The 26,600-nt window shown below is 73.5% G+C and carries 16 protein-coding genes and 2 rRNA genes; 15 read left to right on the forward strand and 3 right to left on the reverse strand.

Features of this window, described 5'->3' with window-relative positions:
* From ABZY91_RS06145 to ABZY91_RS06155, 3 genes are all read left to right on the forward strand, one after another.
* Positions 1-93: ribosomal RNA gene (locus tag ABZY91_RS06145) — 23S ribosomal RNA — on the forward strand; the annotation flags it as partial.
* Positions 94-180: 87 nt separating this feature from the next.
* Positions 181-297 (forward strand): 5S ribosomal RNA (gene rrf / locus ABZY91_RS06150).
* Between the two features lie 95 nt (positions 298-392).
* Entirely contained in the window at positions 393-1,229 is an 837-nt protein-coding gene (locus tag ABZY91_RS06155; RefSeq protein ID WP_329882543.1) for a phosphatase PAP2 family protein, read from the forward strand.
* 130 nt (positions 1,230-1,359) lie between these two features.
* Here the strand turns inward: ABZY91_RS06155 and ABZY91_RS06160 are convergent, their stop codons facing one another.
* Both ABZY91_RS06160 and ABZY91_RS06165 read right to left on the reverse strand, forming a co-directional pair.
* On the reverse strand, positions 1,360-1,923 hold the full coding sequence (locus ABZY91_RS06160) for an acetate uptake transporter (RefSeq protein WP_329882544.1): 564 nt from the start codon (positions 1,921-1,923) through the stop codon (positions 1,360-1,362).
* Positions 1,924-2,228: 305 nt separating this feature from the next.
* Positions 2,229-4,781, reverse strand: coding sequence for a SpoIIE family protein phosphatase (locus ABZY91_RS06165; protein ID WP_355400161.1), 2,553 nt, complete (start codon positions 4,779-4,781; stop codon positions 2,229-2,231).
* 542 nt (positions 4,782-5,323) lie between these two features.
* Here ABZY91_RS06165 and ABZY91_RS06170 point away from each other — a divergent pair.
* The 9 genes from ABZY91_RS06170 (at position 5,324) to ABZY91_RS06210 (ending at position 19,071) form a co-directional block, all read left to right on the forward strand.
* On the forward strand, positions 5,324-9,868 hold the full coding sequence (locus tag ABZY91_RS06170) for a HAMP domain-containing protein (protein ID WP_355400274.1): 4,545 nt from the start codon (positions 5,324-5,326) through the stop codon (positions 9,866-9,868).
* Between the two features lie 293 nt (positions 9,869-10,161).
* Positions 10,162-10,800 carry a response regulator gene (locus ABZY91_RS06175; RefSeq protein ID WP_329882546.1) on the forward strand — a complete coding sequence of 213 codons (639 nt, stop codon included), beginning with the start codon at positions 10,162-10,164 and terminating at the stop codon, positions 10,798-10,800.
* A gap of 147 nt (positions 10,801-10,947) precedes the next feature.
* Positions 10,948-13,632: a DNA translocase FtsK gene (locus ABZY91_RS06180; RefSeq protein ID WP_355400163.1), complete on the forward strand. Its 2,685-nt coding sequence runs from the start codon at positions 10,948-10,950 to the stop codon at positions 13,630-13,632.
* Between the two features lie 374 nt (positions 13,633-14,006).
* Complete coding sequence (locus ABZY91_RS06185; protein ID WP_329882548.1) at positions 14,007-14,882, forward strand: helix-turn-helix domain-containing protein; 876 nt, start codon at positions 14,007-14,009, stop codon at positions 14,880-14,882.
* Positions 14,883-14,978: 96 nt separating this feature from the next.
* Positions 14,979-16,451, forward strand: coding sequence for a 30S ribosomal protein S12 methylthiotransferase RimO (gene rimO, locus ABZY91_RS06190; protein WP_329882549.1), 1,473 nt, complete (start codon positions 14,979-14,981; stop codon positions 16,449-16,451).
* A complete protein-coding gene (gene pgsA, locus ABZY91_RS06195) occupies positions 16,448-17,086 on the forward strand; it encodes a CDP-diacylglycerol--glycerol-3-phosphate 3-phosphatidyltransferase (RefSeq protein WP_329882550.1) in 639 nt (212 codons plus the stop codon). The genes rimO and pgsA overlap by 4 nt, the downstream gene beginning before the upstream one ends.
* A 397-nt stretch (positions 17,087-17,483) precedes the next feature.
* Positions 17,484-17,960, forward strand: coding sequence for a CinA family protein (locus tag ABZY91_RS06200; RefSeq protein ID WP_329882677.1), 477 nt, complete (start codon positions 17,484-17,486; stop codon positions 17,958-17,960).
* Positions 17,961-18,357: 397 nt separating this feature from the next.
* Positions 18,358-18,726 (forward strand): helix-turn-helix transcriptional regulator, encoded by a 369-nt coding sequence (locus tag ABZY91_RS06205; RefSeq protein WP_327681118.1) that lies wholly within the window; start codon positions 18,358-18,360, stop codon positions 18,724-18,726.
* 54 nt (positions 18,727-18,780) lie between these two features.
* Positions 18,781-19,071 (forward strand): hypothetical protein, encoded by a 291-nt coding sequence (locus ABZY91_RS06210; protein WP_329949975.1) that lies wholly within the window; start codon positions 18,781-18,783, stop codon positions 19,069-19,071.
* A 104-nt stretch (positions 19,072-19,175) separates the two neighbouring features.
* Here ABZY91_RS06210 and ABZY91_RS06215 read toward each other — a convergent pair whose 3' ends face one another.
* The gene (locus tag ABZY91_RS06215; protein ID WP_355400167.1) at positions 19,176-23,873 is read right to left on the reverse strand and encodes an ATP-dependent helicase; all 4,698 of its coding nucleotides are present in this window, start codon (positions 23,871-23,873) and stop codon (positions 19,176-19,178) included.
* 207 nt (positions 23,874-24,080) lie between these two features.
* On the opposite strand from ABZY91_RS06215, the gene ABZY91_RS06220 reads away from it, so the two are divergent.
* The 3 genes from ABZY91_RS06220 (at position 24,081) to ABZY91_RS06230 (ending at position 26,534) form a co-directional block, all read left to right on the forward strand.
* Positions 24,081-25,631 (forward strand): S8 family serine peptidase, encoded by a 1,551-nt coding sequence (locus tag ABZY91_RS06220; RefSeq protein WP_355400169.1) that lies wholly within the window; start codon positions 24,081-24,083, stop codon positions 25,629-25,631.
* 127 nt (positions 25,632-25,758) lie between these two features.
* Positions 25,759-26,310 carry a GNAT family N-acetyltransferase gene (locus ABZY91_RS06225; RefSeq protein ID WP_329882554.1) on the forward strand — a complete coding sequence of 184 codons (552 nt, stop codon included), beginning with the start codon at positions 25,759-25,761 and terminating at the stop codon, positions 26,308-26,310.
* A gap of 29 nt (positions 26,311-26,339) precedes the next feature.
* Positions 26,340-26,534, forward strand: coding sequence for a DUF3046 domain-containing protein (locus ABZY91_RS06230; protein ID WP_329949979.1), 195 nt, complete (start codon positions 26,340-26,342; stop codon positions 26,532-26,534).
* Positions 26,535-26,600: the final 66 nt, after the last annotated feature.

The following is a 26,600-nucleotide window of genomic DNA, read 5'->3' on the forward strand; positions in this document are numbered from 1 at the left end:
GGCTCCCAGTAGACGACTGGGTTGATAGGCCGGATATGGAAGCCCTGTGAGGGGTGGAGTTGACCGGTACTAATAGGCCGAGGGCTTGTCCTCAGTTGCTCGCGTCCACTGTGTTGTTCTGAAACAACGACCCCCACACGTCTGGTCACGGTGTGGGTGCGGTTGACAGTTTCATAGTGTTTCGGTGGTCATAGCGTGAGGGAAACGCCCGGTTACATTCCGAACCCGGAAGCTAAGCCTCACAGCGCCGATGGTACTGCAGGGGGGACCCTGTGGGAGAGTAGGACGCCGCCGAACAATCATTCCAAAAAGACCCCCTCCCGTTCGGGAGGGGGTCTTTTTGCGTTAACGTCTCTCCACCACGTCCAAGCCCGGTGGAGAGGCACGAACCGTTGCAGAACCTGACCCTTACCTGGGAGTCCGCCGGGGGCGCCGCGGTCGCACTCTACGGTGGCTCGTACGCGGCCGCCCGGGTCCGTCGGGGGGCGGTCTCGGCGGTCCTGCGGGAGGCCGGCACCCTGCTCGCACTGTTCGCGCTCTGGCAGCTGGTCGGGAGCCTCTCGCTGATGAGCACCGAACACGCGCTGGACCGGGCGAGCTGGATCCACCGGACGGAGCTGGCCCTCGGGCTGCCGGACGAAGCGGCCTGGCAGGAGGCGGTGACGCCGTACCCGGTGCTGGTGAGGCTGGCCAACTACTACTACGCGGCGATGCACTTCACGGTGATGATCGCGGTGCTGGTCTGGGTGTTCCTGCGGCACCGCGAGCGGTACGCGTGGGTGCGGACCACCGTGGTCGTCACGACGGCGGTCTGCCTGGCCGTGCAGTTCATTCCGGTGGCCCCGCCCCGGATGCTGCCGCAGGAGGGCTTCGTGGACGTCGCGGCGGAGTACGGGCAGTCGGTGTACGGGGGAGCGGTCGCCGGGGTGGTCAAGGCGGCGCAGCTGTCGGCGATGCCGTCGGTGCACGTGGCCTGGTGCGTGCTGGTGGCGGTCGCCGTGATCAAGGTGTCGCCCAGCCCGCTGCGCTGGCTGATGCTGCTGCACCCGGTCCTGACGGTGACGGTCGTGGTCGTCACGGCCAACCACTTCTGGGCGGACGGCCTGGTGGCGGTGGCGATCCTGCTGCTGGCGTACGCGGCCCAGGCCGGTGTCGCCCGTCGGCGGGCCCGGCGCGAGGCTGCGGTGCGGTCCGCGGCCGAGCCGGAGCGGGTGTCCGCGGGCGGTTGAGCCGTCACCGGGCAGCAGCGTCGCCCCGGCGGCGGTGGCGGCCGGGGCGACGGCGGGCGGGGGTGAAGCGTGATGTGCCGGTGGGCCGGGCCCCGTGGGGGGTGGGTCCGGACCACCGGCACCCCTGCCGTTACTTGACGGGCAGGGCGTCCCGGCCCCACGCGCTGTTGGTCAGCGACGCGGTGGCCCAGTACCAGGCCGTCAGCCCGGAGGCTGCTGCGACCCAGCCGGCGGCCTTGGCGAGGCCTCCGGAGGTGTTGAAGACGGCGAGTGCGGAGAGCAGCAGCGAGACCGTCAGCAGGCCGTAGACGGCCCGGCTGAACAGTCCTGCGTTCCAACTGGCCGCGGTGAGGGTGAGCGCGAGCAGGGCCCACAGGAGCAGGAACAGGCCGGCCGCGTTCTTGTGGGCGCCGGAGGCCGTGGACCAGGTGGCCCAGAAGGCACCGAGGCTGGTGAAGGCGGTGCCGGTGAAGCCCTCGCCGCCGCGGAACTGCCAGAGACCGGCGATGAAGAGGGTGAGACCGCCGACGACGTGGGCGAGACGGGCCGAGTCCCCTACGGCGGTGCCACTGAAGATGCCGGTGGAGAGGAGGCCGTAGGCGAGGAGAGTCAGGCCGAGTGCGAGGTAACCGAGGTTACCCGCGTCGGCGCCGGTTGAGCGGGCGTTCAGTGCCCCGGTAGCTTCGTTGCTCACCGGAGGCTCCTTTCACTCTGGGCGCGCGCAGGGCGCAGTGAACTCGGGTGAGTTTCGATGAGGTGGATGCGCGCGATCGCGCCGAGGGCGCACGGCTGGAGCGTGCGACGGCTGCGATCAGAATGCTGGGCCAGCGGAGAACCGCTGGTCACGTCCCCGCCGGGGGATTCCCCGGTGAGATCGGTGTACCCAGGGTGAGCGGGCTTGTACCCTTGTGAATCGCACAATTTGTGACGCCGTCAGCCAGGGATCGTTCACGGTCCGACAGGACCCGAACCCGGCCCGGACCCGAGCGCGGGTGGGGCTCAGGCGGTGCGCTGGGTGGGGACCCGCAGGGTGAGGATCGCCATGTCGTCGGACGGCGGCTCGGGGGCGAACCGCTCGACCGCCCGCTGCACCCGCATCGCGACCGCGCCCGCGGTCAGCCCGGTGCAGCCGGTGAGCACCTCGGCGAGGCCGTCATCGCCCAGCATCCGCCGGCCCTCACGGCGTTCGGTGACGCCGTCGGTGACACACAGCAGGACCTCGCCGGGCAGGAGCACCAGGCGCTCGGCGGTGAGTTCGAGGTCCTCCATGACGCCGAGCAGCGGCTGCGGGGTCGCGGCGCGGTCGACCTGGCCGTCGGTGCGCAGGCGGAGCGGCAGCGGGTGGCCGGCGCAGACCAGGGAGAGCTCGGTGCTGCCGTCCGGAAGGGGCGTCAGCTCGCCGTACAGCAGGGTGAGGAAGCGGCTGCGCGAACCCTCGTCCAGGATGGCGGTGTTGAGCCGGCTGAGGACCTGCGGGGCGTCCAGGCCCTCGCGGGCGAGCAGGCGCAGCGAGTGCCGGGCGAGGCCGGTGACGGAGGCTGCCTCCGGGCCGGTGCCGCAGACGTCGCCGATGGCGAAGCCGTAGGTGCCCTCGCGGATCGGGAAGAGGTCGTAGAAGTCGCCGCCGACCTCGTTGCCCTCGCCGGCCGCCTGGTAGTAGACGTCCACCTCGACGCCCGGGATCTCCGGCAGGTCCGGTGGCAGCAGGCTGCGCTGGAGGGCCTGGCTGGTGGCGGTGCGCTCGGAGTAGAGGCGGGAGTTGTCGAGGGCGAGGGCGGCCCGGCGGGAGAGGTCCTCGGCGAGTTCGAGGACCTCCTGGCGGAACCGGACACCGGTCGGGGTGCCGAGGACGAACAGGCCGATCACGCGGTTGCGGGCGGTCAGCGGCAGGACGACCGTCTCGCCCAGGAGCCCGGACAGGTCGGGGCTGTCGGCGAGTCCGTTGCCGCGCGCGGTGTCGGTCGGCGCGGTCCAGAAGCGGGCTCCGTGGGTGGGGCCGGCGTCGGGCGCGGGGGTCTTGTCGAGCAGGGCGCGCAGCGGGTCGATGCGGTCCTCGTCCTCGTGCAGGACGAAGGCGAGCGAGGCCGCGGCGCCGTGGTCGCCGTTGGTGTAGACGGCGCACCAGGAGGAGAGGGTGGGGACGGCCATCTGCGCCATCAGGGCGAGGGTCTGCTCGTGTTCCAGGGTGCCGGCCAGCAGGTCGGAGGCCTCGACGAGGAAGGAGAGCGAGCCGCGGCGCAGCCGTTCGAGTTCGGTGAGCCGGGTGGACTCGACGGCCAGGGCGAGCCGGTCGGCGGCGAACTGCAGGCGGAGCGCGTCCTCGTTGTCGTACCGGCCGGGTGCGGCGGTGGCGATGCCGAGCGAGCCGATGAGCCGGCCCTCGACCTTGAGCGGGACGGTGAGCAGGGAGCGCATGCCGCTGCCGCCGAGGACGGGCAGGCCGGTGGGCCGGGAGGCGAGGTCCTCGTGGACGGAGGGGAGGCGGGGCGAGTCGTAGCGGTTGCCGGTGTCGACCGGGAACCGGCTGTGCCGGCGGTGGCCGGAGGTGAGTCCGGTGGCGGCGCGGACCTCGAACTCGGTCTCGTCGTCGGTGGTGAGCAGCAGGTAGGCCGCGTCGGCGTCGAGCAGGTCGCGGGCGCGTTCGACGGTGTGCTGGAGCATGGTGTCGAGGTCCTCGCCGGAGCCGAGGCCGGCCAGCAGGTCGAGGCGGGCGGCGGTCTCGGGCTTCTCGCCGGGCAGGGCCCGGGCGGGGGAGCGCAGGACGGCGCGGTCGTCGTCGAGGACGAGCAGGCAGAGCGCGGAGGGTGTGCCGTCGGTGTCGCGGAGGCGGACCTGGACGCCGTAGACGTCGACGGTGGAGCCGTCGGCGCGGCGCAGGGCGTAGCCGCCCTCCCACCGGGCGAGGCGGAGGGTGGCGGCGAGGCCGAGCCCGGGGGTCTGGGGCCAGACGGCGAGGTCGGCCCAGGGACGGCCGAGCACGGTGTCGGCGGGGTGCTGGAAGAGCGCCTCGGCGTCGGGGTTCCAGGCGAGGACGCGGCCGTCGTCGTCGAGCTGGACCACGGCGACGTGGACCGGGCCGCTGCTGCTGGGCAGTTCGCTGCCGGGGGTGGCGGGGACGGCGTAGCGGGTGCCGGCGACGTGGGCGGGAAGGGCGAGGCGGAACCAGACGGTCTTGCGGCCGGCGCCGTACTCGACGCCCCAGCGTTCGGCGAGGGCGGCGCACATCAGCAGGCCGCGGCCGCCCTCGCCGTCGGGGTCGGCGTAGTGGTCGGAGGCGGTGGCCGGGACGTCGGCGAACGTGGGCAGGCCGCGTTCGGGGTGGTGGTCGGTGACCTCGATCCGGACGGTGTCCGCCTCACGCAGGCAACAGACCTCGGCGGCGGTGCCGGCGTGGACGACGGCGTTGGTGACGAGTTCGCTGACCAGCACCACGGCGTCGTCGACGACCTCGGGCAGGCCCCAGCCCAACAGGGCGTCGCGGACGAACGAGCGGGCGGCGGAGGCCGACCGACCCACCGGTTCGAAGGTGGCGGCTGCGCGCGCGGTGACCACGTTGCCACGTCTCCTCTGCTCTGGCCCTGGCTGTCCGGTGTGCGGCGCCGGCTCGCGGTGTGCGCCGACGGGGTGGGCGGCGGCTCGGGGCGGGGCGCGGCCCGGTGCAGCGCTCCACCCTACTTTCCGCTTGGTTCCCCGTGGGGGCGGGGCGTCGAAACAGGCACCGGAGGGTGATTCTGACCACCTGTTTCGGCCGGGGCGGTACCAACCGAGCGCAACCGGCCTTATACCCGGCGCGAGTACTGCCAGACTGGGGGGTCCGCGGTGTCCGGTCCGAGCAGTACGGTCGTTGCGGGTGCCGGTGGTCCGCGTGCGGGTCACCGGGACGTCACCGGGACGGTACCCGGTGCCGGGCCCGTCCGGGGCGCGGTCGCGCGGTGCCGGACAGTTCACCATTTGGGAGGGGCCCGTTGAGTTCGGCCACCAAGGACGCAACCGGTACGACGCCGCCCGCCCAGCGTGGCGGACGCTCCGGGGCCGCGCCGCGGAGCGCGGCCGGCCGGCGTGCCAATCACAGCCGCGGTGCCGAGCCGGCCGAGCTGCGCAAGCTCCTGTCGGCGCTGACGGCGATGCGCGACGGCAACTTCCGGCGCCGGCTGACGGTGCCGGGGGACGGTCCGCTGGCGGAGATCGCCGCGGTGTTCAACGAGGTCGCCGAGCGGAACCAGCACCTGACGGGTGAACTCGCGCGGGTGCGGCGTGCGGTGGGCCGGGAGGGCCGGCTGAACGAGCGGCTGGAGACCGGTGCGGGCGAGGGCGCCTGGATGGCGGCGGTCGACAACTGCAACGCGCTGATCGACGACCTGGCGCGGCCGATGGCCGAGGTGGGCCGGGTGCTGGCGTCGATCGCCGAGGGCGACCTGGACCAGAAGATGGAGCTGCGCTCGCTGCACAGCAACGGGGTGAGTCACCCGCTGCGCGGCGAGTACCTGAAGATCGGGCGGACGGTCAACGGGCTGGTGGACCAGCTGTCGGAGTTCACCGACGAGGTGACCCGGGTGGCCCGGGAGGTCGGTACCGAGGGCAAGCTCGGCGGTCAGGCCAAGGTGCGCAGCGTGTCCGGCAGCTGGAAGGACCTCGCGGACTCGGTCAACACCATGGCCGGCCGGCTGACCGCGCAGGTGCGGAACATCGCGCAGGTGACCACGGCGGTGGCCAAGGGCGACCTCTCCCGCAAGGTGACGGTCGAGGTGGCCGGCGAGATGCTGGAGCTGAAGAACACCGTCAACACGATGGTGGACCAGCTGAACGGCTTCGCGGCGCAGGTGACCGGGGTGGCCCGGGACGTGGGGACGGAGGGCCGGCTCGGGGGCCAGGCGCAGGTGCCGGGCGTCGCCGGGGTCTGGCGCGACCTCACCGACTCGGTGAACTTCATGGCCGACAACCTGACCGGCCAGGTCCGCAGCATCGCGCAGGTGACGACGGCGGTGGCGCGCGGCGACCTCTCGCAGAAGATCGAGGTGGACGCGCGCGGCGAGATGCTGGAGCTCAAGAGCACCATCAACACGATGGTGGACCAGCTCTCCGGCTTCGCCGAGCAGGTGACCCGGGTGGCCCGTCAGGTGGGCACCGAGGGTCGGCTCGGGGGTCAGGCGCAGGTACCCGGCGCGGCCGGGGTCTGGCGGGACCTGACCGACAACGTCAACTTCATGGCGAACAACCTCACCGATCAGGTGCGGAACATCGCGCAGGTGACCACCGCGGTCGCCCGGGGCGACCTGTCGCAGAAGATCCAGGTGGACGCGCAGGGCGAGATCCTGGAGCTGAAGAACACCATCAACACGATGGTGGACCAGCTGAGCGCCTTCGCCGACGAGGTGACGCGGGTCGCCCGGGACGTCGGCACCGAGGGCATCCTCGGTGGCCAGGCGAGCGTGCCCGGGGTGTCCGGCACCTGGAAGGACCTGACCAACAGCGTCAACCTGATGGCCAACAACCTGACCAGCCAGGTCCGCAACATCGCCGAGGTGACCACGGCGGTGGCGCTCGGGGACGTCTCGAAGAAGATCACCGTCGATGCGCGCGGGGAGATCCTGGAGCTGGTCACCACCGTGAACACCATGGTGGACCAGCTGTCGGCGTTCGCCGACGAGGTCACCCGGGTGGCGCGCGAGGTGGGTACGGAGGGGATCCTGGGCGGCCAGGCCCGGGTGCGCGGGGTGTCGGGCATCTGGAAGGACCTGACCGACAACGTGAACTTCATGGCGTCGAACCTGACGGGCCAGGTGCGGAACATCGCCGAGGTGGCGTCCGCCGTGGCCCGCGGTGACCTCTCCAAGAAGATCACCATCGAGGCCCAGGGCGAGGTCGCGGCGCTGGCCGGGACGCTCAACACGATGGTCGACCAGCTGTCCGCGTTCGCGGTCGAGGTGACCAGGGTGGCGCGCGAGGTGGGCACCGACGGCACCCTGGGCGGTCAGGCGAGCGTGCCGGGGGTGGCCGGGATCTGGAAGGACCTGACCGACAACGTCAACCTGATGGCCAACAACCTGACGGGCCAGGTGCGGAACATCGCGCTGGTGATCACGGCGGTGGCCCGCGGCGACCTGTCGCAGAAGATCGACGTCGACGCGCGGGGCGAGTTCCTGGAGCTGAAGACCAGCATCAACACCATGGTCGACCAGCTGGGCTCGTTCGCCGACGAGGTCACCCGGGTCGCCCGCGAGGTGGGCACCGACGGGCGGCTCGGCGGCCAGGCCCGCGTGCCGGGCGTGGACGGCACCTGGCAGGACCTGACCGAGTCGGTCAACGAGCTGGCCAACAACCTGACCCGGCAGGTGCGCGCGATCGCGCAGGTCGCCACCGCCGTGACCAGGGGCGACCTGTCGCTGCGGATCGACGTGGACGCCGCCGGGGAGCTCGACGAGCTCAAGGACAACATCAACCAGATGATCGCCAACCTGCGCGAGACCACCCGCACCAACCAGGAGCAGGACTGGCTCAAGACCAACCTGGCCCGGATCTCCGGCCTGTTGCAGGGCCGCCGGGACCTGGAGGCGGTCGCCTCGCTGATCATGACCGAGCTCACCCCGGTGGTCTCGGCCCAGCACGGCGCCTTCTTCCTCGCCCAGCCGGCCGGGCGCACGGCGGAGCTGATCACCGAGGACGACGACGAGAACGACACCGTGCTGCGGCTGATCGGCAGCTACGGCTACCAGCGGCGGGCGATGCCGACCACCTTCCGCCCCGGCGAGTCGCTGATCGGCCAGGCGGCGGTGGAGAAGCGGGCGATCATCCTCAAGGAGGCCCCGCCCGGGTACCTGAAGATCGCCTCGGGCCTCGGCGAGGCCTCGCCGGCCCACATCGTGGTGCTGCCGGTGCTGTTCGAGGGCAGGCTGCTGGGCGTGATCGAACTGGCCACCTTCAGCTCGTTCACCACCGTCGCACTGGACTTCCTCAACCAGATCGCCGACCTGATCGGCGTCACCGTCAACACCATCAGCGTCAACACCAAGACCGAGGGCCTGCTGTTGGAGTCCCAGCGGCTGACCGCCGAACTCTCGATGCGGTCTGCCGAGTTGGAGGCGCGTCAGGAGGAGCTGGAGCGCACCAACGAGGAGTTGCAGGAGAAGGCCGAGCAACTCGCCCAGCAGAACCGGGACATCGAGATCAAGAACAGCGAGATCGAGGAGGCCCGGCAGGTGCTGGAGGAGCGGGCCGAACAGCTCGCGCTGGCCTCCCGGTACAAGAGCGAGTTCCTCGCCAACATGTCGCACGAGCTGCGCACCCCGCTCAACTCGCTGCTGATCCTCGCCAAGCTGCTCTCCGACAACAACGAGGGCAACCTCTCGCCGAAGCAGGTCGAGTTCGCCGACACCATCCACGGCGCCGGATCGGACCTGCTCCAGCTGATCAACGACATCCTCGACCTCTCCAAGGTCGAGGCCGGGAAGATGGACGTCCGGCCGGCCCGGATCGCGCTGGTCCAGCTGGTCGACTACGTGGAGGCCACCTTCCAGCCGGTCGCGCTGGACAAGAACCTGGAGTTCGGGGTCCGGGTCTCGCCGGCCCTCCCGGTCACCCTGCACACCGACGAGCAGCGGCTCCAGCAGGTGCTGCGCAACTTGATCTCCAACGCGGTGAAGTTCACCGACGCGGGCGCCGTCGACTTCTCGATCACCCCGGCCGGCCCGGACGTCCCGCAGCACGTGCGGGAGCGGCTGCTGGAGGCCGGGGCGATCCAGGGGCCGGACGACCCGCTGATCGCCTTCGCGGTCTCCGACACCGGCATCGGCATCCCGGACAACAAGCTGCGGGAGATCTTCGAGGCGTTCAAGCAGGCCGACGGCACCACCAGTCGCAAGTACGGCGGCACCGGTCTCGGACTGTCGATCAGCCGGGAGATCGCCCGGCTGCTCGGCGGCGAGATCCACGCCGAGAGCGAGCTCGGCAAGGGATCCACCTTCACGCTGTACCTGCCGCTGCGCAGCGAGGCTCCGGAGGCCGTTCCCGGGGCCGGCCAGATGCCGCGAGCCGCGGTGGGGGTGACCCCCGCCGGGACGCCGGTGCCGGTCGGCGAGAACCCGGCCGACCACTGGGCCCAGGAGGTGCGCGAGCTGGCCGAGGTCCGCCGCCGGGGCGCGGTCGAACGCCGCCGCGCCGCGGCCCTGGAGTCGCTGCCCGCCGAGGGCAGGTCCGCCGGCGGCCGTCCGGTCGAGCCCGTTCCGACGATCCGCCACTCGGCCCGGGTGGACACCCGGTTCGACGGCGAGCAGGTGCTGATCGTGGACGACGACGTCCGCAACGTCTTCGCGCTCACCAGCGTGCTGGAGCAGCACGGCCTGACGGTGCTGTACGCGGAGAACGGCCGCGAGGGCATCGAGATGCTGGAGCAGCACGAGAACGTGGCGCTGGTCCTGATGGACATCATGATGCCGGAGATGGACGGCTACGCGACCACCGAGGCGATCCGCCGGATGCCGCAGTTCGCCGGCCTGCCGATCATCGCGCTGACCGCCAAGGCCATGAAGGGCGACAAGGAGAAGTCCCTGGAGGCCGGTGCCACCGATCACATCACCAAGCCGGTGGAGACCGACCACCTGCTCGCGGTGATGCACGAGTGGCTGACCGCCCGGAGGCGGTAGGCGGCATGTCGGGGGCGTGAACTCCGTGATTCGCTCCGGGGTTCACGCCGTGGCGGCGGGCGGTTTGCTGGCGGGGAGGGGCGGGAACCGGGTAGGGTCACCGATCGTTGCGAACAGTGACCGGACGGCGACTCGCTGGTGAGCGTGCGCCGGTGCACTGTGTGCGTGCCGTTCCGGAACCAGACGCGACGGAGCGATGTGCCGGGCGAGGGGGTGCGGCTAGCATGACCGGGGTAGTGGTGGGCAGTACGCGGGTGCCTTCCCCAGGTAGGCAAGCGACAGGAGGGCGCGTCGTGATGCAGAAGGCGAAGATCCTCCTGGTCGACGACCGACCGGAGAACCTTCTCGCGCTGGAGGCGATCCTCTCGGCGCTGGACCAGACCCTGGTCCGGGCGGCCTCGGGTGAGGAGGCGCTCAAGGCGCTGCTCACCGACGACTTCGCGGTGATCCTGCTGGACGTGCAGATGCCCGGGATGGACGGCTTCGAGACGGCCGCCCACATCAAGCGGCGCGAGCGCACCCGGGACATCCCGATCATCTTCCTGACCGCGATCAACCACGGGCCGCACCACACCTTCCGCGGCTACGCGGCCGGTGCGGTCGACTACATCTCCAAGCCCTTCGACCCGTGGGTGCTGCGCGCCAAGGTCTCGGTCTTCGTCGATCTGTACATGAAGAACTGCCAGCTCAAGGAGCAGGCGGCACTGCTCCGGCTCCAGCTGGAGGCGAGCGGCGCCGAGCCGGCCCTCGGCGGTGCGCTGCTGGGCGAGCTGTCGGCGCGGTTGGCGTCCGTGGAGGAGCAGGCCGAGGCGCTGACCAAGCAGCTGGACGGCACCGAGGACAGCGGGGTGGCGGCCACGGCGGCGCACCTGGAGCGCAAGCTGGCCGGCCTGCGGCGCGCGCTGGACGCCCTGCGCCCCGGTGCCGACTAGGAAGCCCCGGGCGCGGCGTCGAGAGTGCCGCGCCGTTCCTTCTTCCGGGTGAACCGCGACCGGGGTGACGGTGTGTCTGCGACACGTTCCGCCGCCCCGGTACGACGGCATGGGCACAGGTCGCGGACCCCGGTAGGCTGCTGACCCATGGCCACACGCACGCCCGGAAGCGCGGCACGCAACCCGAGCCCGGGACCGTCCAAGAAGGCCGCGGCGAAGGCTCCGGCCAAGGCGCCGGTGAAGAAGGCGGCCGCCAAGAAGGCCGCCCCGGCGAAGAAGACGGCGGCCAAGCCGGCCGCCGCGCCGCCCCCCGCGCCCAGGCCGATACTCTTCCGCGCCGTGCGCGCCGTCTGGCTCGGCGCGGCCCACGGCATCGGCGCGGTCTTCCGCGGGTTCGGCGACGGGGCCAAGAACCTGGACCCGGCCCACCGCAAGGACGGCGTCGGCCTGCTGCTGCTCGCGCTCGCCCTGGTCACGGCGGCCGGGACCTGGTTCAGCCCGCAGGGCTGGCTGGGCGAGGCCGCCACCAACGTGGTCTCCGGCCTGTTCGGCCGGCTCGACGTGCTGGTGCCGTTCCTGCTGGCCGTGGTCGGGGTCAGGCTGATGCGCCACCCGGAGCTGCCGGAGGCCAACGGGCGGATCATGATCGGTCTGACCACCCTGCTGATCGGCGTGCTGGGACTGGTCCACATCGGCTGCGGCGCCCCCATGATGGGCAGCGGGGCGACCAGGATAAGGACGGCCGGCGGGATCGTCGGCTGGGCCGCCTCCACCCCGATGATGGCCGCCGCCGGGCCCGCGCTCGCGGTGCCGCTGCTCCTGCTGCTCGCCTTCTTCGGCCTGCTGGTCACGACCGCCACCCCGGTCAACCGGATCGGTGAGCGGGTGCGCGGCGTCGGCGTCCGGCTGGGCGTGGTCGAGCCCGGTCCGCAGGACGAAGTCTCCGGGGGGCGTACGCCGGAGCGCGAGCACTCCACCGAGCCGCCGGAGGACGCCGACCCGTCGGCGCTGCCCTTCACGGTGGACACCGAGGGTGACGGCTCCGTCGACGAGGTGGGCGCCCGCCGGCGCCGCCGACGGCGCAAGCCGGCCGAGGAACAGGCCGCGGAGCCGGACCCCTTCGCGAAGGAGGCCGTCGACCCGTACGCGACCCGGGACCTCGCCGCCGGGGCCGCCGCCGACCTGGACGGCGCACTGGTCTACGGCGTGCCCGCCTCCTCGGCGGTGGCGGACATGATGCACCAGGTGCAGGACCGTACCGCCCTGCCGGAGGAGCCCGCGGTCCCGGCAGCCCGCACCGGTGGCCTCGCCGCCGCCGAGGAGCACGGCGCCGCGCCGGTCCGGATGGAGCAGCTCCAGCTCTCCGCCGGCCTCACCTACTCGCTCCCCCCGCTCGACCTGTTGGAGCGTGGCGGCCCGGCCAAGGCCCGCAGCGCCCTCAACGACGAAGTGGTCGCCCAGCTCACCGTGGTCTTCGCCGAGTTCAAGGTGGACGCCCGGGTCACCGGCTTCACCCGGGGCCCGACGGTCACCCGCTACGAGGTCGAGCTCGGCCCGGCGGTCAAGGTCGAGCGGATCACCGCGCTCGGCAAGAACATCGCGTACGCGGTGGCCAGCCCGGACGTGCGGATCATCAGCCCGATCCCGGGCAAGTCGGCCGTCGGCATCGAGATCCCGAACCGGGACCGCGAGATGGTCAACCTCGGCGACCTGCTGCGCTCGCGCACCGCCGCCGAGGACACCCACCCGCTGGTCGTCGGCATGGGCAAGGACGTCGAGGGCCACACCGTGACGGCCAACCTCGCCAAGATGCCGCACATCCTGGTGGCCGGTGCGACCGGCGCCGGCAAGTCGTCCTGCATCAACTGCCTGATCACCTCGGTGCTGGCCCGCGCCACCCCGGACGAGGTGCGGATGGTGCTGGTCGACCCCAAGCGGGTCGAGCTCACGGCGTACGAGGGCATCCCGCACCTGATCACGCCCATCATCACCAACCCGAAGAAGGCCGCCGAGGCCCTCCAGTGGGTGGTGCGCGAGATGGACATGCGGTACGACGACCTCGCCGCGTACGGCTTCCGGCACGTGGACGACTTCAACGCGGCGGTCCGGGCCGGCACGGTCACCCCACCGCTCGGCAGCGAGCGCGAGCTGACCCCGTACCCGTACCTCCTGGTGATCGTCGACGAGCTGGCCGACCTGATGATGGTCGCCCCGCGGGACGTCGAGGACTCGGTGGTCCGGATCACCCAGCTCGCCCGAGCGGCCGGCATCCACCTGGTGCTGGCCACCCAGCGGCCGTCGGTGGACGTCGTCACCGGGCTGATCAAGGCCAACGTGCCGTCCCGGCTGGCGTTCGCCACCTCGGCGATGGCGGACTCCCGGGTCATCCTGGACCAGCCCGGCGCGGAGAAGCTGATCGGCAAGGGTGACGCGCTGTTCCTTCCGATGGGTGCGAGCAAGCCCATCCGGATGCAGGGCGCGTTCGTCACCGAGGCGGAGATCGCCGCGGTGGTGAACCACTGCAAGGACCAGCTGACCGCCGTCTACCGGGACGACGTGACGGTCGGCGGCGGGCCGAAGAAGGAGATCGACGAGGAGATCGGCGACGACCTGGACCTGCTGATCCAGGCCGCCGAGCTGGTGGTCTCCACGCAGTTCGGGTCCACCTCGATGCTCCAGCGCAAGCTGCGGGTCGGCTTCGCCAAGGCCGGGCGGCTGATGGACCTGATGGAGTCGCGGGGGATCGTCGGCCCGAGCGAGGGCTCCAAGGCCCGCGACGTGCTGGTGAAGCCGGACGAGCTGGACGGGGTCATCGTCACCATCCGGGGGTGACGGACCGCCCGGGCGGAGCAGCGGGCACCCACCGGTTCCGCGCCGCTCCGCACCCCGGGAACCCGGCCGCCGCGGGGGCCGTCGCCCCTCGCCGGTCCGGCCCGTCCCAGGGGTGTTCACCCGTTCGGAGAGGGGTAGGCGAGCGGTGCGGAACCGATCGGGTGCGTACCGCGTCCCATGAGCCACACCGGATGCGCGGCCGGGCGCGGGAGCTCCGGCGGCGATGACCCCCCGTACTGACGGGCGGTCAGTGCACGCCCGGCCCCGCGTCGGGCCGGCCGCGCGCATTCGGGCCTGTTCCGCTTGAGAAACGATCCGCCCCCGCCCCTAGACTGTTCCCCAGCAGGTGGCCCACCGCTCGAAAGGCGTGCACCGTGACCATCGGCAAGTCCCCCGACCGCGAGAACGCCCCGTCGTCCGCGCTGCCCCCCGGCGCGGCGGAACAGACGGCCGATGCGCCGAGCATCGGCCGGGTGCTGTCCGCCGCCCGGATCGAGGCCGGACTCACGGTGGATCAGGTGAGTACCGCCACCCGGGTCCGGGTGCCACTCGTGCATGCCATCGAAGAGGACGACTTCGACCGGTGCGGCGGCGACTTCTACGCCCGCGGCCACATCCGCTCGATCGCCCAGGTCGTCGGTGTGGACGGCGAGGCGCTGGTCGCCCGGTACGACGCCGACCACGGCGGCTCCCCGGCCTCCCGGCGGCCCACCCAGCTGATCGAGAGCGGCCCGATCAAGGTCCCGGGTCGCGGCCGGCCGAACTGGACGGCGGCGATGGTCGCGGCGATCGTCGCGGTCGTCGGGCTGATCGGCTTCAACCTGGTCAGCGGCAAGACCGGCGGCAGCACGACCACCGGCTCGGCCAGCGCCCCGCTGCCCGCCGGTTCCGGCACCGGTTCGGTCGCCCCGGCGGCCCCCGTGCCGACCCCGGCCGTGCAGCCGCCCGCGCCGGTGCCCAGCGCCGCCGCGATCGCCGCCGCCCCGGCCGACAAGGTCACCGTGAAGCTGGTCGCCGAGAAGGACACCAGCTGGGTCTCGGCGGTCGACGGCAACGGGAAGTCGCTGTACCAGAACAACATCGAGGAAGGTCAGGACCAGACCTTCACCGACCCCAAGCAGATCAAGTTGGTGATCGGCAACGCCGGCGCCGTGCACGTGTACGTCAACGGCAAGGACCTCGGCCCGGCGGGCAAGAACGGCCAGGTGGTGCACGTCACGTACACCCCGGGCGACCCGCAGGCGGGCTGATCGCAGGGGGCGTCCGGCCCGGTCCGGATCCCGTGAACCGAGGCGCGCGGCCTCCGGGGCGAACGGCTCCGGCGGCCGCGCGTTAATCTTGGCCCTATGCCTGAACGCCGTACTGTCGCCCTTGTCACGCTCGGATGCGCCCGCAACGAGGTGGACTCCGAGGAACTCGCCGGGCGACTGGAGGCCGACGGCTGGTTGCTCGTGGACGACGCCGCCGAAGCCGACGTCGCCGTCGTCAACACCTGTGGCTTCGTCGAGGCCGCCAAGAAGGACTCCGTCGACGCCCTGCTGGAGGCCAACGACCTCAAGGGCCACGGCCGCACCCAGGCGGTCGTCGCGGTCGGCTGCATGGCCGAGCGGTACGGCAAGGAGCTGGCCGACGCCCTGCCCGAGGCGGACGGCGTGCTCGGCTTCGACGACTACTCGGACATCTCCGACCGCCTGCAGACCATCCTCTCCGGCGGCCACCACGCCCCGCACATCCCCCGCGACCGCCGCAAGCTGCTGCCGCTGAGCCCGGTCGAGCGGCAGTCCGCCGCCGCCGAGGTCGCCCTGCCCGGCCACGGGGCCCCCGAGGACCTCCCCGAGGGCCTCGCCCCGGCCTCCGGGCCGCGCACCCTGCGCAAGCGGCTGGACGACAGCCCGGTGGCCTCCGTCAAGCTCGCCTCCGGCTGCGACCGGCGGTGCTCGTTCTGCGCGATCCCGGCCTTCCGCGGCTCGTTCATCTCGCGCCGTCCCTCCGACGTGCTGCACGAGGCCCAGTGGCTGGCCGAGCAGGGCGTCCGCGAGGTGGTCCTGGTCAGCGAGAACAACACCTCGTACGGCAAGGACCTCGGGGACATCCGGCTGCTGGAGACGCTGCTCACCGAGATCTCGGAGACCGACGGCGTCGAGCGGGTCCGGGTCTCCTACCTGCAGCCCGCCGAGATGCGCCCCGGGCTGATCGACGCGATGACCGGCACCGAGGGCGTGGTGCCCTACTTCGACCTCTCGTTCCAGCACTCGGCCCCGGCGGTGCTCCGCCGGATGCGCCGTTTCGGCTCCACCGACCAGTTCCTGGAGCTGCTCGGGACGATCCGCTCCAAGGCCCCGCAGGCCGGCGCCCGGTCGAACTTCATCGTCGGCTTCCCCGGCGAGAGCGAGGCGGACTTCGCCGAGCTGGAACGGTTCGTCACGCACGCCGGGCTGGACGCGATCGGCGTCTTCGGTTACTCCGACGAGGACGGCACCGAGGCCGCCGGCTTCGAGGACAAGCTGTCCGAGGACGTGGTCGCGGACCGGCTGGCCCGGCTCAGCAGGCTCGCCGAGGAGATGACCGCCCAGCGTGCCGAGCAGCGGATCGGCACCGAGATCGAGGTGCTGGTCGAGTCGGTCGACGGCGACCTGGTCGAGGGCCGCGCGGCCCACCAGGCGCCCGAGACGGACGGTCTCACCACGCTCACCGGCGTCGAGCACCCCGAGGTGGGCGGGTTCTACCGCGCCCGGGTGGTCGCCAGCGAGGGCGTCGACCTGGTCGCCGAGGCGCTGGAGCAGGTGCGCGTCCGCCGGGCACCCGGAGCAGGGGAATGACCCACGGGCCCGGCGCCCCGGCCGCGGCCCACCCGGGCAGACCGGAGGCCGCGGTGCCCCCGGAGCCGGGGATCTGGAACATCGCCAACATGCTCACGATGCTCCGGCTGCTGCTGGTGCCGGTCTTCGTGACGCTGCTCTTCGCCGACGGCGGCCACGACCCCAAGTGGCGCTCGGTCGCCTGGGCGTCCTTCGCCGTCGCGATGATCACCGACCTGTTCGACGGGGAGCTGGCCCGCCGCAAGGGCCTGGTCACCGACTTCGGCAAGATCGCCGACCCGATCGCCGACAAGACGATCATGGGCGCGGCGCTGATCGGCCTCTCGGTGCTGGGCGACCTGCCGTGGTGGATCACCGTGGTGATCCTGGCCCGCGAACTCGGCATCACGCTGATGCGGTTCTGGGTGATCCGCTTCGGCGTGATCCCGGCCAGCCGGGGCGGCAAGCTGAAGACGCTCACCCAGGGCATCGCGGTCGGCATGTACGTCCTGGAACTCACCGGCTGGCTGGCCACCGCCCGGGCCCTGCTGATGGGGCTCGCGGTGCTGCTGACCGTCGGTACCGCGCTGGACTACGTCGGCCAGGCGCTGCGGCTGCGCCGTGAGGGCCTCGCGGCGGCCCGTACGGAGCGCTGAGACCCCGGACGGAGTGCCGCGGCCCCGCCGGCGACGGTTCCCGTCCCGGCGGGGCCGTTCCGACTTTTGCCGGTCGAGGCGGGGGGCTGCGGGGGCTGCCGGGCGCACAATGGCGGGTACTCCGGGGCGGGCCCGGGGGGTGCGAGGGAGGGACGTCGGGATGAGTGGCAGAGCTGCGACGGACGGCAGAACCGACTCAGTGACGGCCGCCGGGGGCGGGCAGGCGGTGCCCGGGCAGTCCGGGGACGCGGGGCGGTCCGGGCAGTCGGGGCCCGGACCGGTGCCCGGTGGGCGGGCCGCGGACGGGCCGGCGGACCGGGGGCCGGCGGTCGGCGGGCCGGCGGTCGGCGGGTCTGCGGTCGGCGGGTCGGCGGACCAGGGACCGGCGGACTACGGGTTGGCGGAGCGGGCGCACGCCGCACTGCGGGCCGAGGGCGGGACGGTGGCCGTCGCCGAGTCGCTGACCGGCGGGCTGCTGGCGGCCGCGCTGGTGGACGTCCCGGGGGCGTCCACCACCTTCCGGGGCTCGGTGACCGCGTACGCGACCGAGCTGAAGGCCTCGGTGCTCGGGGTCGACGAGGGCCTGCTGGAGGTCAACGGGCCGGTCCACCCGGTGGTCGCCCGGCAGATGGCCGAGGGCGTACGGAAGTTGCTGGGTGCCACCTACGGGGTCGCGACGACCGGGGTGGCCGGTCCGGACCCGCAGGACGGACAGGCGGTGGGCACGGTGTACCTCGCGGTCGCCGGCCCCGGGGGAAGTCTGGTCACTTCGCCACGGTTGTCGGGAGAGCGTGCCACAATCCGTCACGGGGCGGTGACCGCCGCTCTGGAGCTGCTCGTCGGGCGGCTTCCGTCCGGTACGCCCACGCACTGAGTCCTCGTCCGCCGCCGCTCCCGCCGCTCGCCCGACGTCCCGCAGCGGCGGTGCCGTCGAGGTGCCGCCGCAGCGCCGCCGGTCCCGTCCGCCGAGATCTCCACCGAACCGAGATCTGCCGAACTGGCGTACGGGCATCGTGCGGCTGGAGGATCGTGTTACATCAGTGGGCCCGGATGGGCAGAAACCAGGTGGCGAACGAGTGGCGCGGCGGTAGCCGGGTGCCGCCCGGAGGGTACGACGAGGTGCCCGCAGACCCGGGTGCGACACCGAAATTGGGGAGGGGACAGCCTTGCAGCCCAGAGTGAACACGACCATGGTCCCCGCACGCGAAGCGGGCAAGGCGGTACGGTGGGGGCGTGACATCTCGATCCGCAGTCCGAGGAGGGAGGCACCGATGATCCTGCTTCGTCGCCTACTGGGCGATGTACTGCGTCGGCAGCGCCAGCGCCAGGGCCGCACACTCCGCGAGGTGTCGGCAGCCGCCAGGGTTTCGCTCGGTTACCTCTCCGAGGTCGAGCGGGGACAGAAGGAGGCCTCCTCGGAGCTGCTCTCCGCCATCTGCGACGCACTCGACGTCCGGATGTCCGAGGTCATGCGCGAGGTCAGCGACGAACTGTCGCTCGCCGAACTTGCGGCGATGGCCACCCTCTCCGAAGGTGAACTGCTGAGGCCGGTGCTCGAACCGGTACAGCTGCCCGCCCCCGGCGCCGACCGGGCGAACATGTCGCCCAAGGCCGCCGCGATGGACGTGGTCGCCGCCTGATCCGGCCTCGACACCCGGGCGCCTGGTGCCCGGGGCGAGCGAAGGAGGGCGGTCGTGCGGAGAACGGTGGTGGCGCGTACGCGTACCGGGGCCCGAATACGGCTCCGGCGGCGGTGGCCGCAGCCGGTCCGCCGTGGTCTGCCGGTCCTGGCCGGCGGACTCGGTTGGTGGCTGCTGGCCGCCCCCGGACAGCTGCCCGACGGTGCGGTGCCGGTCCTGCTGGCGGCCGGCGGCTGGGGGCTCGGGTTGATCCCGGTCCACGCCGACCGGAACGCCACGGGCCCGGCGAGGCGCCGGACGGGTGAGCCGACGGCCCGGGCGGAGGCGGAGTCTCCGGTCGGGTGAGGACGAACGCGGACGAGGGCCGCGGCACCGGGAAACCGGCGCCGCGGCCCCCGTCGTGTGTCCGGCGGGCCGTGGCCGTGGCCGGGCGGTGACGGGGACGGCGCCTAGGGCCGCAGGCGCAGGCCGCGCGGGGTGGCGTGGAAGCCGGCCTCCTCCAGGGCGGCACCGAGGTCCGAGCCGAGGGCGGGCGTGCCGTTCGCCCGTTCGACGGTGACGCTGCCGAGCGCCCCCGAGCGGACCGCGGTGGCCAGCGCGGCGGTCGCCGTGGCGAGCGTCGACGAGTCCTCCGGCCAGGCCAGCAACGACTTGCCGCCGCGTTCGACGTAGAGGCTCAGCTCGCCGTCGACCAGGACCACCAGGGCGCCCGCCTTCCGGCCCGGCCGGTGTGCCCGGGTCGCGGCGCCGTCCCCCGTGCCGCCCGCACCGGCCGGCGGCTCGGGCCAGGGCAGTGCGGCGCCGTAGGCGTTGGCCGGGTCCGCGGCGGCCAGCACCAGGGCCTGCGGCGGCTCCGCGGAGGGCGCGGCCGGCCACTCGGTGGCCCGGGTGCGCTCCAGCCGGCCGTTGACCGACCGCAGCCGGTCGGCCGCGCCCTCCATGGCGAACTGGGCACCGCCCAGCCCCTCCACGAAGTAGCCCCGGCGGGTCCGCCCGCGCTCCTCCATCGCGGCGAGCACCCGGTACACCCCGGCGAAGCCGCCCGGGACCCGTTCGGCCGCCACCGCGCCGCGGGTGAGCAGGCCGTGCCGGTCCAGCAGGCTCTGCGCCTGGGCGGTGGCCCGGACGGTCTGTTCGGTGGTGAAGGCGGGCAGCAGCGACCAGCGCCCGCCGACCGTCGGCGGACCGCTGCGCAGCGCGCCGCCGGCCCGGCCGAACGGGCGCCCCGCGCCGCCGTAGCGTCCGCGCGGGACGGCCCGGGGCGCCCGGTGCGCGGTGGACCCGGCCGTCCGGCCCGAACCGAGCAGGGCGCGCAGCGGCGCCAGGGTGTCGTTGCTGACGTAGCCCGCCCAGACGAGGTCCCAGAGCGACTCGACGAGCTCCTGCTCGGGGGTGTCCGGGAGGTGTGCGACCAACTGGCGGAAGAAGAGGCCGTAGCCGCCGGCCAGTGCCTCCATGAGCGCGGTGTGCACCGGGGTGACGGTGGGCGGGATCGGTTCTGGGCGCAGCAGCTGGGCGTTCTCGGCCAGGTGCAGGCTGATCCAGCCGTCCTTGCCCGGCAGGGCGCCGGCGCCGGTCCAGCCGATCTCGCCGGCCGCCATCAGCTCGTCCAGCAGGCCGGGGGAGTAGTCGGTGAGCCGGGCCGGGAGGACCAGCTTCTCCAGGGCCGACGCGGGCAGCGCGGCGCCCTGGAGCTGCTCGACCACCCGGAGCAGGCCGTCCGGGCCGCGCAGCCGGTGGCCGGCCAGGTGCTGCCACTGCGGCAGGAAGGCCGCCAGGGCGCGGGGCGGGACGGGTTCGACCTCCTGGCGCAGGGCGGCCAGCGAGCGACGGCGCAGCCGGCGCAGCACGTCGGTGTCGCACCACTCGACGGCGGCGGTGTGGCCCTCGACCGGTCGGAACTCGCCCTGGACCAGGCGGCCGGCGGCGGTGAGCCGGTGCAGGGTGCCGGTGACCACGGCGGTGCCGAGACCGAAGCGGTCGGCGGCCTCGGCGGCGGTGAACGGCCCGTGGGTGCGCGCGTGCCGGGCGAGCAGGTCGCCCAGCGGGTCCTTGACCGGTTCGGTGAAGGCTTCGGGGACGCCGACCGGGAGGGGGGTGCCGAGGGCGTCGCGCAGCCGCCCGGCGTCCTCGATGGCGGCCCAGCGCCGTTCGCCGGCGATCCGGACCTGGATCACCCGGCGGGCGGACTCCAGTTCCAGGGCCCAGAGCGGTTGGGCGCCGCGGGCGGTCAGCTCCGCCTCGGTGAGCGGGCCGAGCAGGCGCAGCGCGTCGGCGACGCCCTCGGCGTCCTTGATCCGGCGCTCGGGGGTGAGCCGCTGGAGCTCGGCCTCCAGCTCGGCCAGGACCTCCGGGTCGAGGAGCTCGCGCAGCTCGGCCTGGCCGAGGAGTTCGGAGAGCAGCCGGGAGTCGAGCGAGAGCGCGGCGGCCCGGCGTTCGGCGAGCGGGGAGTCCCCCTCGTACAGGAACTGGGCGACGTAGCCGAAGAGGAGCGAGCGGGCGAACGGGGAGGGCTCGGTGGTGGTGACCTCGATCAGGCGCACGGCGCGGGATTCGAGGTCCCCCATCAGCTCGACCAGGCCGGGGACGTCGAAGACGTCCTGGAGGCACTCGCGGACGGCCTCCAGGACGATCGGGAAGGAGCCGTACTCGGAGGCGACCTCCAGGAGCTGGGCGGAGCGCTGCCGCTGCTGCCACAGCGGGGTGCGGCGGCCGGGGCTGCGACGGGGGAGCAGCAGGGCGCGGCCGGCGCACTCGCGGAAGCGGGAGGCGAACAGGGCGGAGCTGCCGACCTGGTCGGTGACGAGCTGTTCGATCTCGCCGGGCTCGAACAGGGCGGCGTCCGCGCCGACCGGGGCGTCGTCGGCGGGAGGCCGCCCGGCGGGGTTGCCGAAGTCGAAGTCGACGGACAGCAGGTCGGCGTCCGGGAGGCGGAGCACGATGCCGTCGTCGGCGTGCATCACCTGCGGGTCGAGGCCGTGCTTCTCCCGCAGCCGGGCGCCGAGGGCGAGCGCCCAGGGGGCGTGCACCTGGGCGCCGAAGGGGGAGTGGATGACGATCCGCCAGTCGCCGAGTTCGTCGCGGAACCGCTCGACCACGATGGTGCGGTCGTCGGGGAGGTGGCCGCAGGCGGTGCGCTGCTCGGCGAGGTAGGCCAGCAGGTTGCCGGCGGCCCAGTCGTCCAGGCCGGCCTCGCGGAGCCGGGCGGTGGCGGCCTCGGTGTCGAGGGCGCCGAGTTCGCGGGTGAAGGCGCCGAGGGCGCGGCCGAGTTCGAGCGGGCGGCCGAGGGAGTCGCCCTTCCAGAACGGGAGGCGGCCCGGGACACCGGGGGCGGGTGTGACCAGCACCTTGTCGTGGGTGATCTCCTGGATCCGCCAGGAGGTGGTGCCGAGGGTGAAGACGTCGCCGACGCGGGACTCGTAGACCATCTCCTCGTCCAGCTCCCCCACCCGTCCGCCCCCCTTCTTGGGGTCGGCCCCGGCGATGAAGACGCCGAACAGGCCGCGGTCCGGGATGGTGCCGCCGGAGGTGACGGCGAGCCGCTGCGCGCCGGGCCGGCCGGTCACGGTGCCGGCCACCCGGTCCCAGACCAGGCGGGGCCGCAGCTCGGCGAAGGCGTCCGAGGGGTAGCGGCCGGCCAGCATGTCGAGCACGGCGTCGAAGGCGGACTGGGGCAGGGAGGCGAACGGCGCGGCGCGGCGGACCACGGCGAGCAGCTCGTCGACCTGCCAGGTCTCCATCGCCGTCATGGCGACCAGTTGCTGGGCCAGTACGTCCAGCGGGTTGCGGGGGATGCGCAGCGCCTCGATCCGGCCGGTGCGCATCCGTTCGGTGACCACGGCGGACTGGACGAGGTCCCCGCGGTACTTGGGGAAGACGACGCCGGTGGAGACGGCGCCGACCTGGTGGCCGGCCCGGCCGACGCGCTGCAGGCCGGAGGCGACCGAGGGCGGGGACTCGACCTGGACGACCAGTTCGACGGCGCCCATGTCGATCCCGAGCTCCAGGCTGGAGGTGGCGACCACGGCGGGCAGCCGGCCGGCCTTGAGCTCCTCCTCGACCAGGGCGCGCTGTTCCTTGGAGACCGAGCCGTGGTGGGCGCGGGCGATCACCGGCGGGGCGCCCTTGGCGGCGCCGGAGCCGCCCATCAGGAGGGCGGGGGCGTGGTCCTCGGGGAGGGCGGCGCCGGTGGCGCGCTCCAGGGCGATCTCGTTCAGCCGGTTGCAGAGCCGCTCGGCGAGGCGGCGGGAGTTGGCGAAGACGATGGTCGAGCGGTGCGCCTGGACGAGGTCGACGATCCGCTCCTCGACGTGCGGCCAGATCGAGTTCTGCCGGGCCGGGTCGTCGTCGGAGGCGCTGCCGGCGGTGGGGGAGGCGGGCAGGTCGTCGAGGTGGGGTACGGGCACCACCACGGAGAGGTCGAACTCCTTGGTGGACGGCGGCTGGACGACGACGGCGCCGCGCCCGGGGCTGAGGAAGCGGGCCACCTCCTCGACCGGGCGGACGGTGGCGGAGAGGCCGATCCGGCGGGCCGGGCGGTCCAGCAGCGCGTCCAGCCGCTCCAGGGAGAGCGCCAGGTGGGCGCCGCGCTTGGTGCCCGCGACGGCGTGCACCTCGTCCAGGATCACCGTGTCGACGCCCCGCAGCGCCTCGCGGGAGGCCGAGGTGAGCAGCAGGAAGAGTGATTCGGGGGTGGTGATCAGGATGTCCGGCGGGTGCGTGGCGAAGCGGCGGCGGTCGGCGGCGGGGGTGTCGCCGGAGCGGATGCCGACCTGGACGTCGGGCTCGGGCAGGCCGAGCCGGACGGCGGCCTGCCGCAGGCCGGCCAGCGGGGCGCGGAGGTTCCGTTCGACGTCGACCGCGAGGGCCTTGAGCGGCGAGATGTAGAGGACCCGGCAGCGGCGCCCGGCCTCGTCGGGCGGCGGGACGGAGCTGAGCCGGTCCAGCGCGGACAGGAAGGCGGCGAGCGTCTTGCCGGAGCCGGTGGGGGCCACGACCAGGACGTCGGTCTCCCGGCCGATGGCGCGCCAGGCCTCGGCCTGGGCGGCGGTCGGGGCGGAGAAGGCGGCGCCGAACCAGGCCCGGGTGGCCGGGGCGAAGCCGGCCAGCGGGTCGGACGGGGACGGTGTCTGGGTCTGCGGCGCCATGCCCCCATGGTGCCGGGTGCCACTGACAGAGGGGGGACCCGGAGACGGCACGGCGGGTGTGTGGCCGTTCGGTGGAGCTGATCGGGCAAAACAGACAATCCGACCATATGGTGATGGTTCAGACCTGCGATGCCCCTGTGAAGACCAGCCCTCCGGTGGCCGCCCGACCGCGTCCGGCCACCGGGACCGACGAGCGGAGACCGTGCCATGGCGCAGGTGGACCCGTCCGGCCGCGGTCCCGTCCACGTCCCCGTCCGGACCGCCCGTACCGGCCCGGCCGCCCGGCGCCGGGTGCGGGGCCCCTTCCGGGTCCTGCTCGCCATGCTGCTCACCGCGCTCGTGGTGGGCGGCGCCGTGCCGTACGTCTCCGGGCCCGGCCGGTCGTACCTCAGCTACCTGGTCCTCGCCGAGCAGGCGGACGCCGCCGGGGCCGCCCTGGCCGCGGGAGAGGCCCGGGCGGCCGGCGGAGAGGTGGTTCAGGAGTACCCGCAGATCGGCGCCGTCCTCGCGTACGCCGCCGGGGGCTTCGCCGGCAAGGTCAGGGACCGGCCCGGGGTGGCCGCGGTCGGCGCGACCAGGACCGCGCCGGTGCCGGGGCCGCCCCGGTCGCTCGACGGGGCCGGCGACTTCGGCGCGGGAACGGTGCGGGCGGGGAGCGCGGACGGCCGGGACGACACCACCGCCACGGTGGCCGACCCGGGCGAGCGCGACGCCTGGAACCTCGCCCTGCTCGGCGCCGCCGCCGGCCCGGGCGGCGACGCCACCCCCAACCTGCTGGGCGGCCCGGACGCCCCCGCCGCCGGGGCCCTCGGCAAGGTGCTCGTCGCGGTGCTGGACTCCGGCGTCGACGACACCCACCCCGACCTGCGCGCCGCCGTCGACCCGAAGGCCTCCGCCTCCTGCGCCGACGGCCGCCCGGACGCCCGCACCGGGGCCTGGCGGCCCGACGACGGGGTCGGCGAGAGCGGCCACGGCACGCACGTCGCCGGGATCGTCGGCGCCGCCCGGGACGGCCGCGGCGTGAGCGGGGTCGCGCCGGGCGTCCGGATCGCCGCGGTCCGGCTGCTCGGTCCGCTCGGCCAGTACTACGCGGAGAACATCGTCTGCGGGATGCTCTGGGCCGCCGACCACGGCGCCAGGGCGATCAACAACAGCTACTTCGCGGACCCGTGGAAGTACAACTGCCCCGACGACCGCGACCAGGCCGCGCTGACCGCCGCCGTCGGCCGGGCGGCCGACTACGCCCGCCGCCGGGGTGCGGTGGTGGTCGCCTCGGCGGGCAACGACGGCCAGGACCTCGGTGCCCCCCGCCCCGACGAGCGCAGCCCGAACGACCGCACCGCCGGCCCGGCGGAGTCACGGTTCGTCGGCCCCGAGTGCGTGCGGCTGCCCGGAGAGCTGCCCGGCGTGGTCACGGTGACCGCCGTCAACCGGGACGGGCGTCCGTCCGCGTACACCAACCACGGGCGCGGCAGGGTCTCGCTGGCCGCGCCAGGCGGCGACCCGGACGGCGGCGCCCAGGGGGCGGTCGTCTCCGACTGGCCCGGCGACCGCTACGCCGCGCTGGCCGGCACCTCGATGGCCGCCGCGCACGTCACGGGCGCCGTCGCGGTGGCCGCCGCGCTCCACCCGGACTGGGACGCCGACCGGCTCGCCGACCTGCTGGCCGCCACCGCGGCGGCCGCCTGCCCGCCCGGCCCGCACGCCTGCGGCGACCGGCAGTACTACGGGGCGGGGACGCTGACGCTGCCGCGCTGACGCGGCGGGCGGGCCGCGCGGGGGCGAGGTCGCGGGCGGGTCCCCGGCGGGTGCCGGGGGCGCGGCCGGGGGCGTGAGGTGCGGAAAACCGGGTGACGGGCGGGGCGGGGTGGGTGAGGATCGGAGCATGGAGGTCTTCCTCACCACCGAGCGGCTGGTGCTGCGCCGCTTCACCGCCGCCGACGCCGACCACTTGGAGGAGCTGGACGGCGACCCCGAGGTGATGCGCTACCTCACCGGTGGCCGGGCCACACCGCGCGAGGTCGTCGAGAGCACCCTGCTGCCGCTGTACTTCGACCACTACCGCCGGTACGGCGACCTCGGCTGGTGGGCCGCCGAGGAGCGGACGGGCGGGGCCTTCCTGGGCTGGTTCGAGTTCCGGCCGCCGGACGGCGACCGCACCGAGGTCGAGCTCGGATACCGCCTGCGGCGCGCGGCCTGGGGGCACGGCTACGCCACCGAGGGCGCCCGGGCGCTGATCCACCGGGGATTCACCGAGCTCGGGGTGGAGCGCGTGGTGGCCTACACGATGGCGGTCAACCACGGATCGCGGCGGGTGATGGAGAAGTCCGGGCTCTCCTACGTCCGGACCTTCCACGAGGATTACCCCGAGGCGATCCCGGGCAGTGAGTACGGCGAGGTCGAGTACGCACTGGTGGCGGCGGACCGGCGGGCCTGACGGCGGGCCGGTCCGGGATACTGGTGGGCATGAGGCTGACGGAGTTCTGGCGGCGGATGCACGCACACTTCGGCGAGGTGTACGCCGAGTCCTTCGCGACCGACCACGTGATGAGCGAGCTGGGCGGTCGGACGGTCCGGCAGGCGCTGGAGGCGGGCTGGGAGGCCAAGGACGTCTGGCGGGTGGTCTGCGAGACCCAGGGAGTCTCCGCGGTCCTCCGCTGATTCCGGCCCGATGCTCGAACGGGCGTCGGGCATGGGTCAGACTGTGCGGGTGAAAAGCAGTGCAGA

This window comes from Kitasatospora sp. NPDC002965 (assembly GCF_040611255.1).
Classification (GTDB): domain Bacteria; phylum Actinomycetota; class Actinomycetes; order Streptomycetales; family Streptomycetaceae; genus Kitasatospora.

What these genes read in the sequence shown, in the direction of transcription:
- ABZY91_RS06215 (WP_355400167.1), bottom strand. Translation starts at nt 23,873, where the DNA reads ATGGCGCCGCAGACCCAGACACCGTCCCCGTCCGACCCGCTGGCCGGC.
- ABZY91_RS06225 (WP_329882554.1), top strand. Translation starts at nt 25,759, where the DNA reads ATGGAGGTCTTCCTCACCACCGAGCGGCTGGTGCTGCGCCGCTTCACC.
- ABZY91_RS06180 (WP_355400163.1), top strand. Translation starts at nt 10,948, where the DNA reads ATGGCCACACGCACGCCCGGAAGCGCGGCACGCAACCCGAGCCCGGGA.
- rimO (WP_329882549.1), top strand. Translation starts at nt 14,979, where the DNA reads ATGCCTGAACGCCGTACTGTCGCCCTTGTCACGCTCGGATGCGCCCGC.
- ABZY91_RS06205 (WP_327681118.1), top strand. Translation starts at nt 18,358, where the DNA reads ATGATCCTGCTTCGTCGCCTACTGGGCGATGTACTGCGTCGGCAGCGC.
- ABZY91_RS06230 (WP_329949979.1), top strand. Translation starts at nt 26,340, where the DNA reads ATGAGGCTGACGGAGTTCTGGCGGCGGATGCACGCACACTTCGGCGAG.
- pgsA (WP_329882550.1), top strand. Translation starts at nt 16,448, where the DNA reads ATGACCCACGGGCCCGGCGCCCCGGCCGCGGCCCACCCGGGCAGACCG.
- ABZY91_RS06220 (WP_355400169.1), top strand. Translation starts at nt 24,081, where the DNA reads ATGGCGCAGGTGGACCCGTCCGGCCGCGGTCCCGTCCACGTCCCCGTC.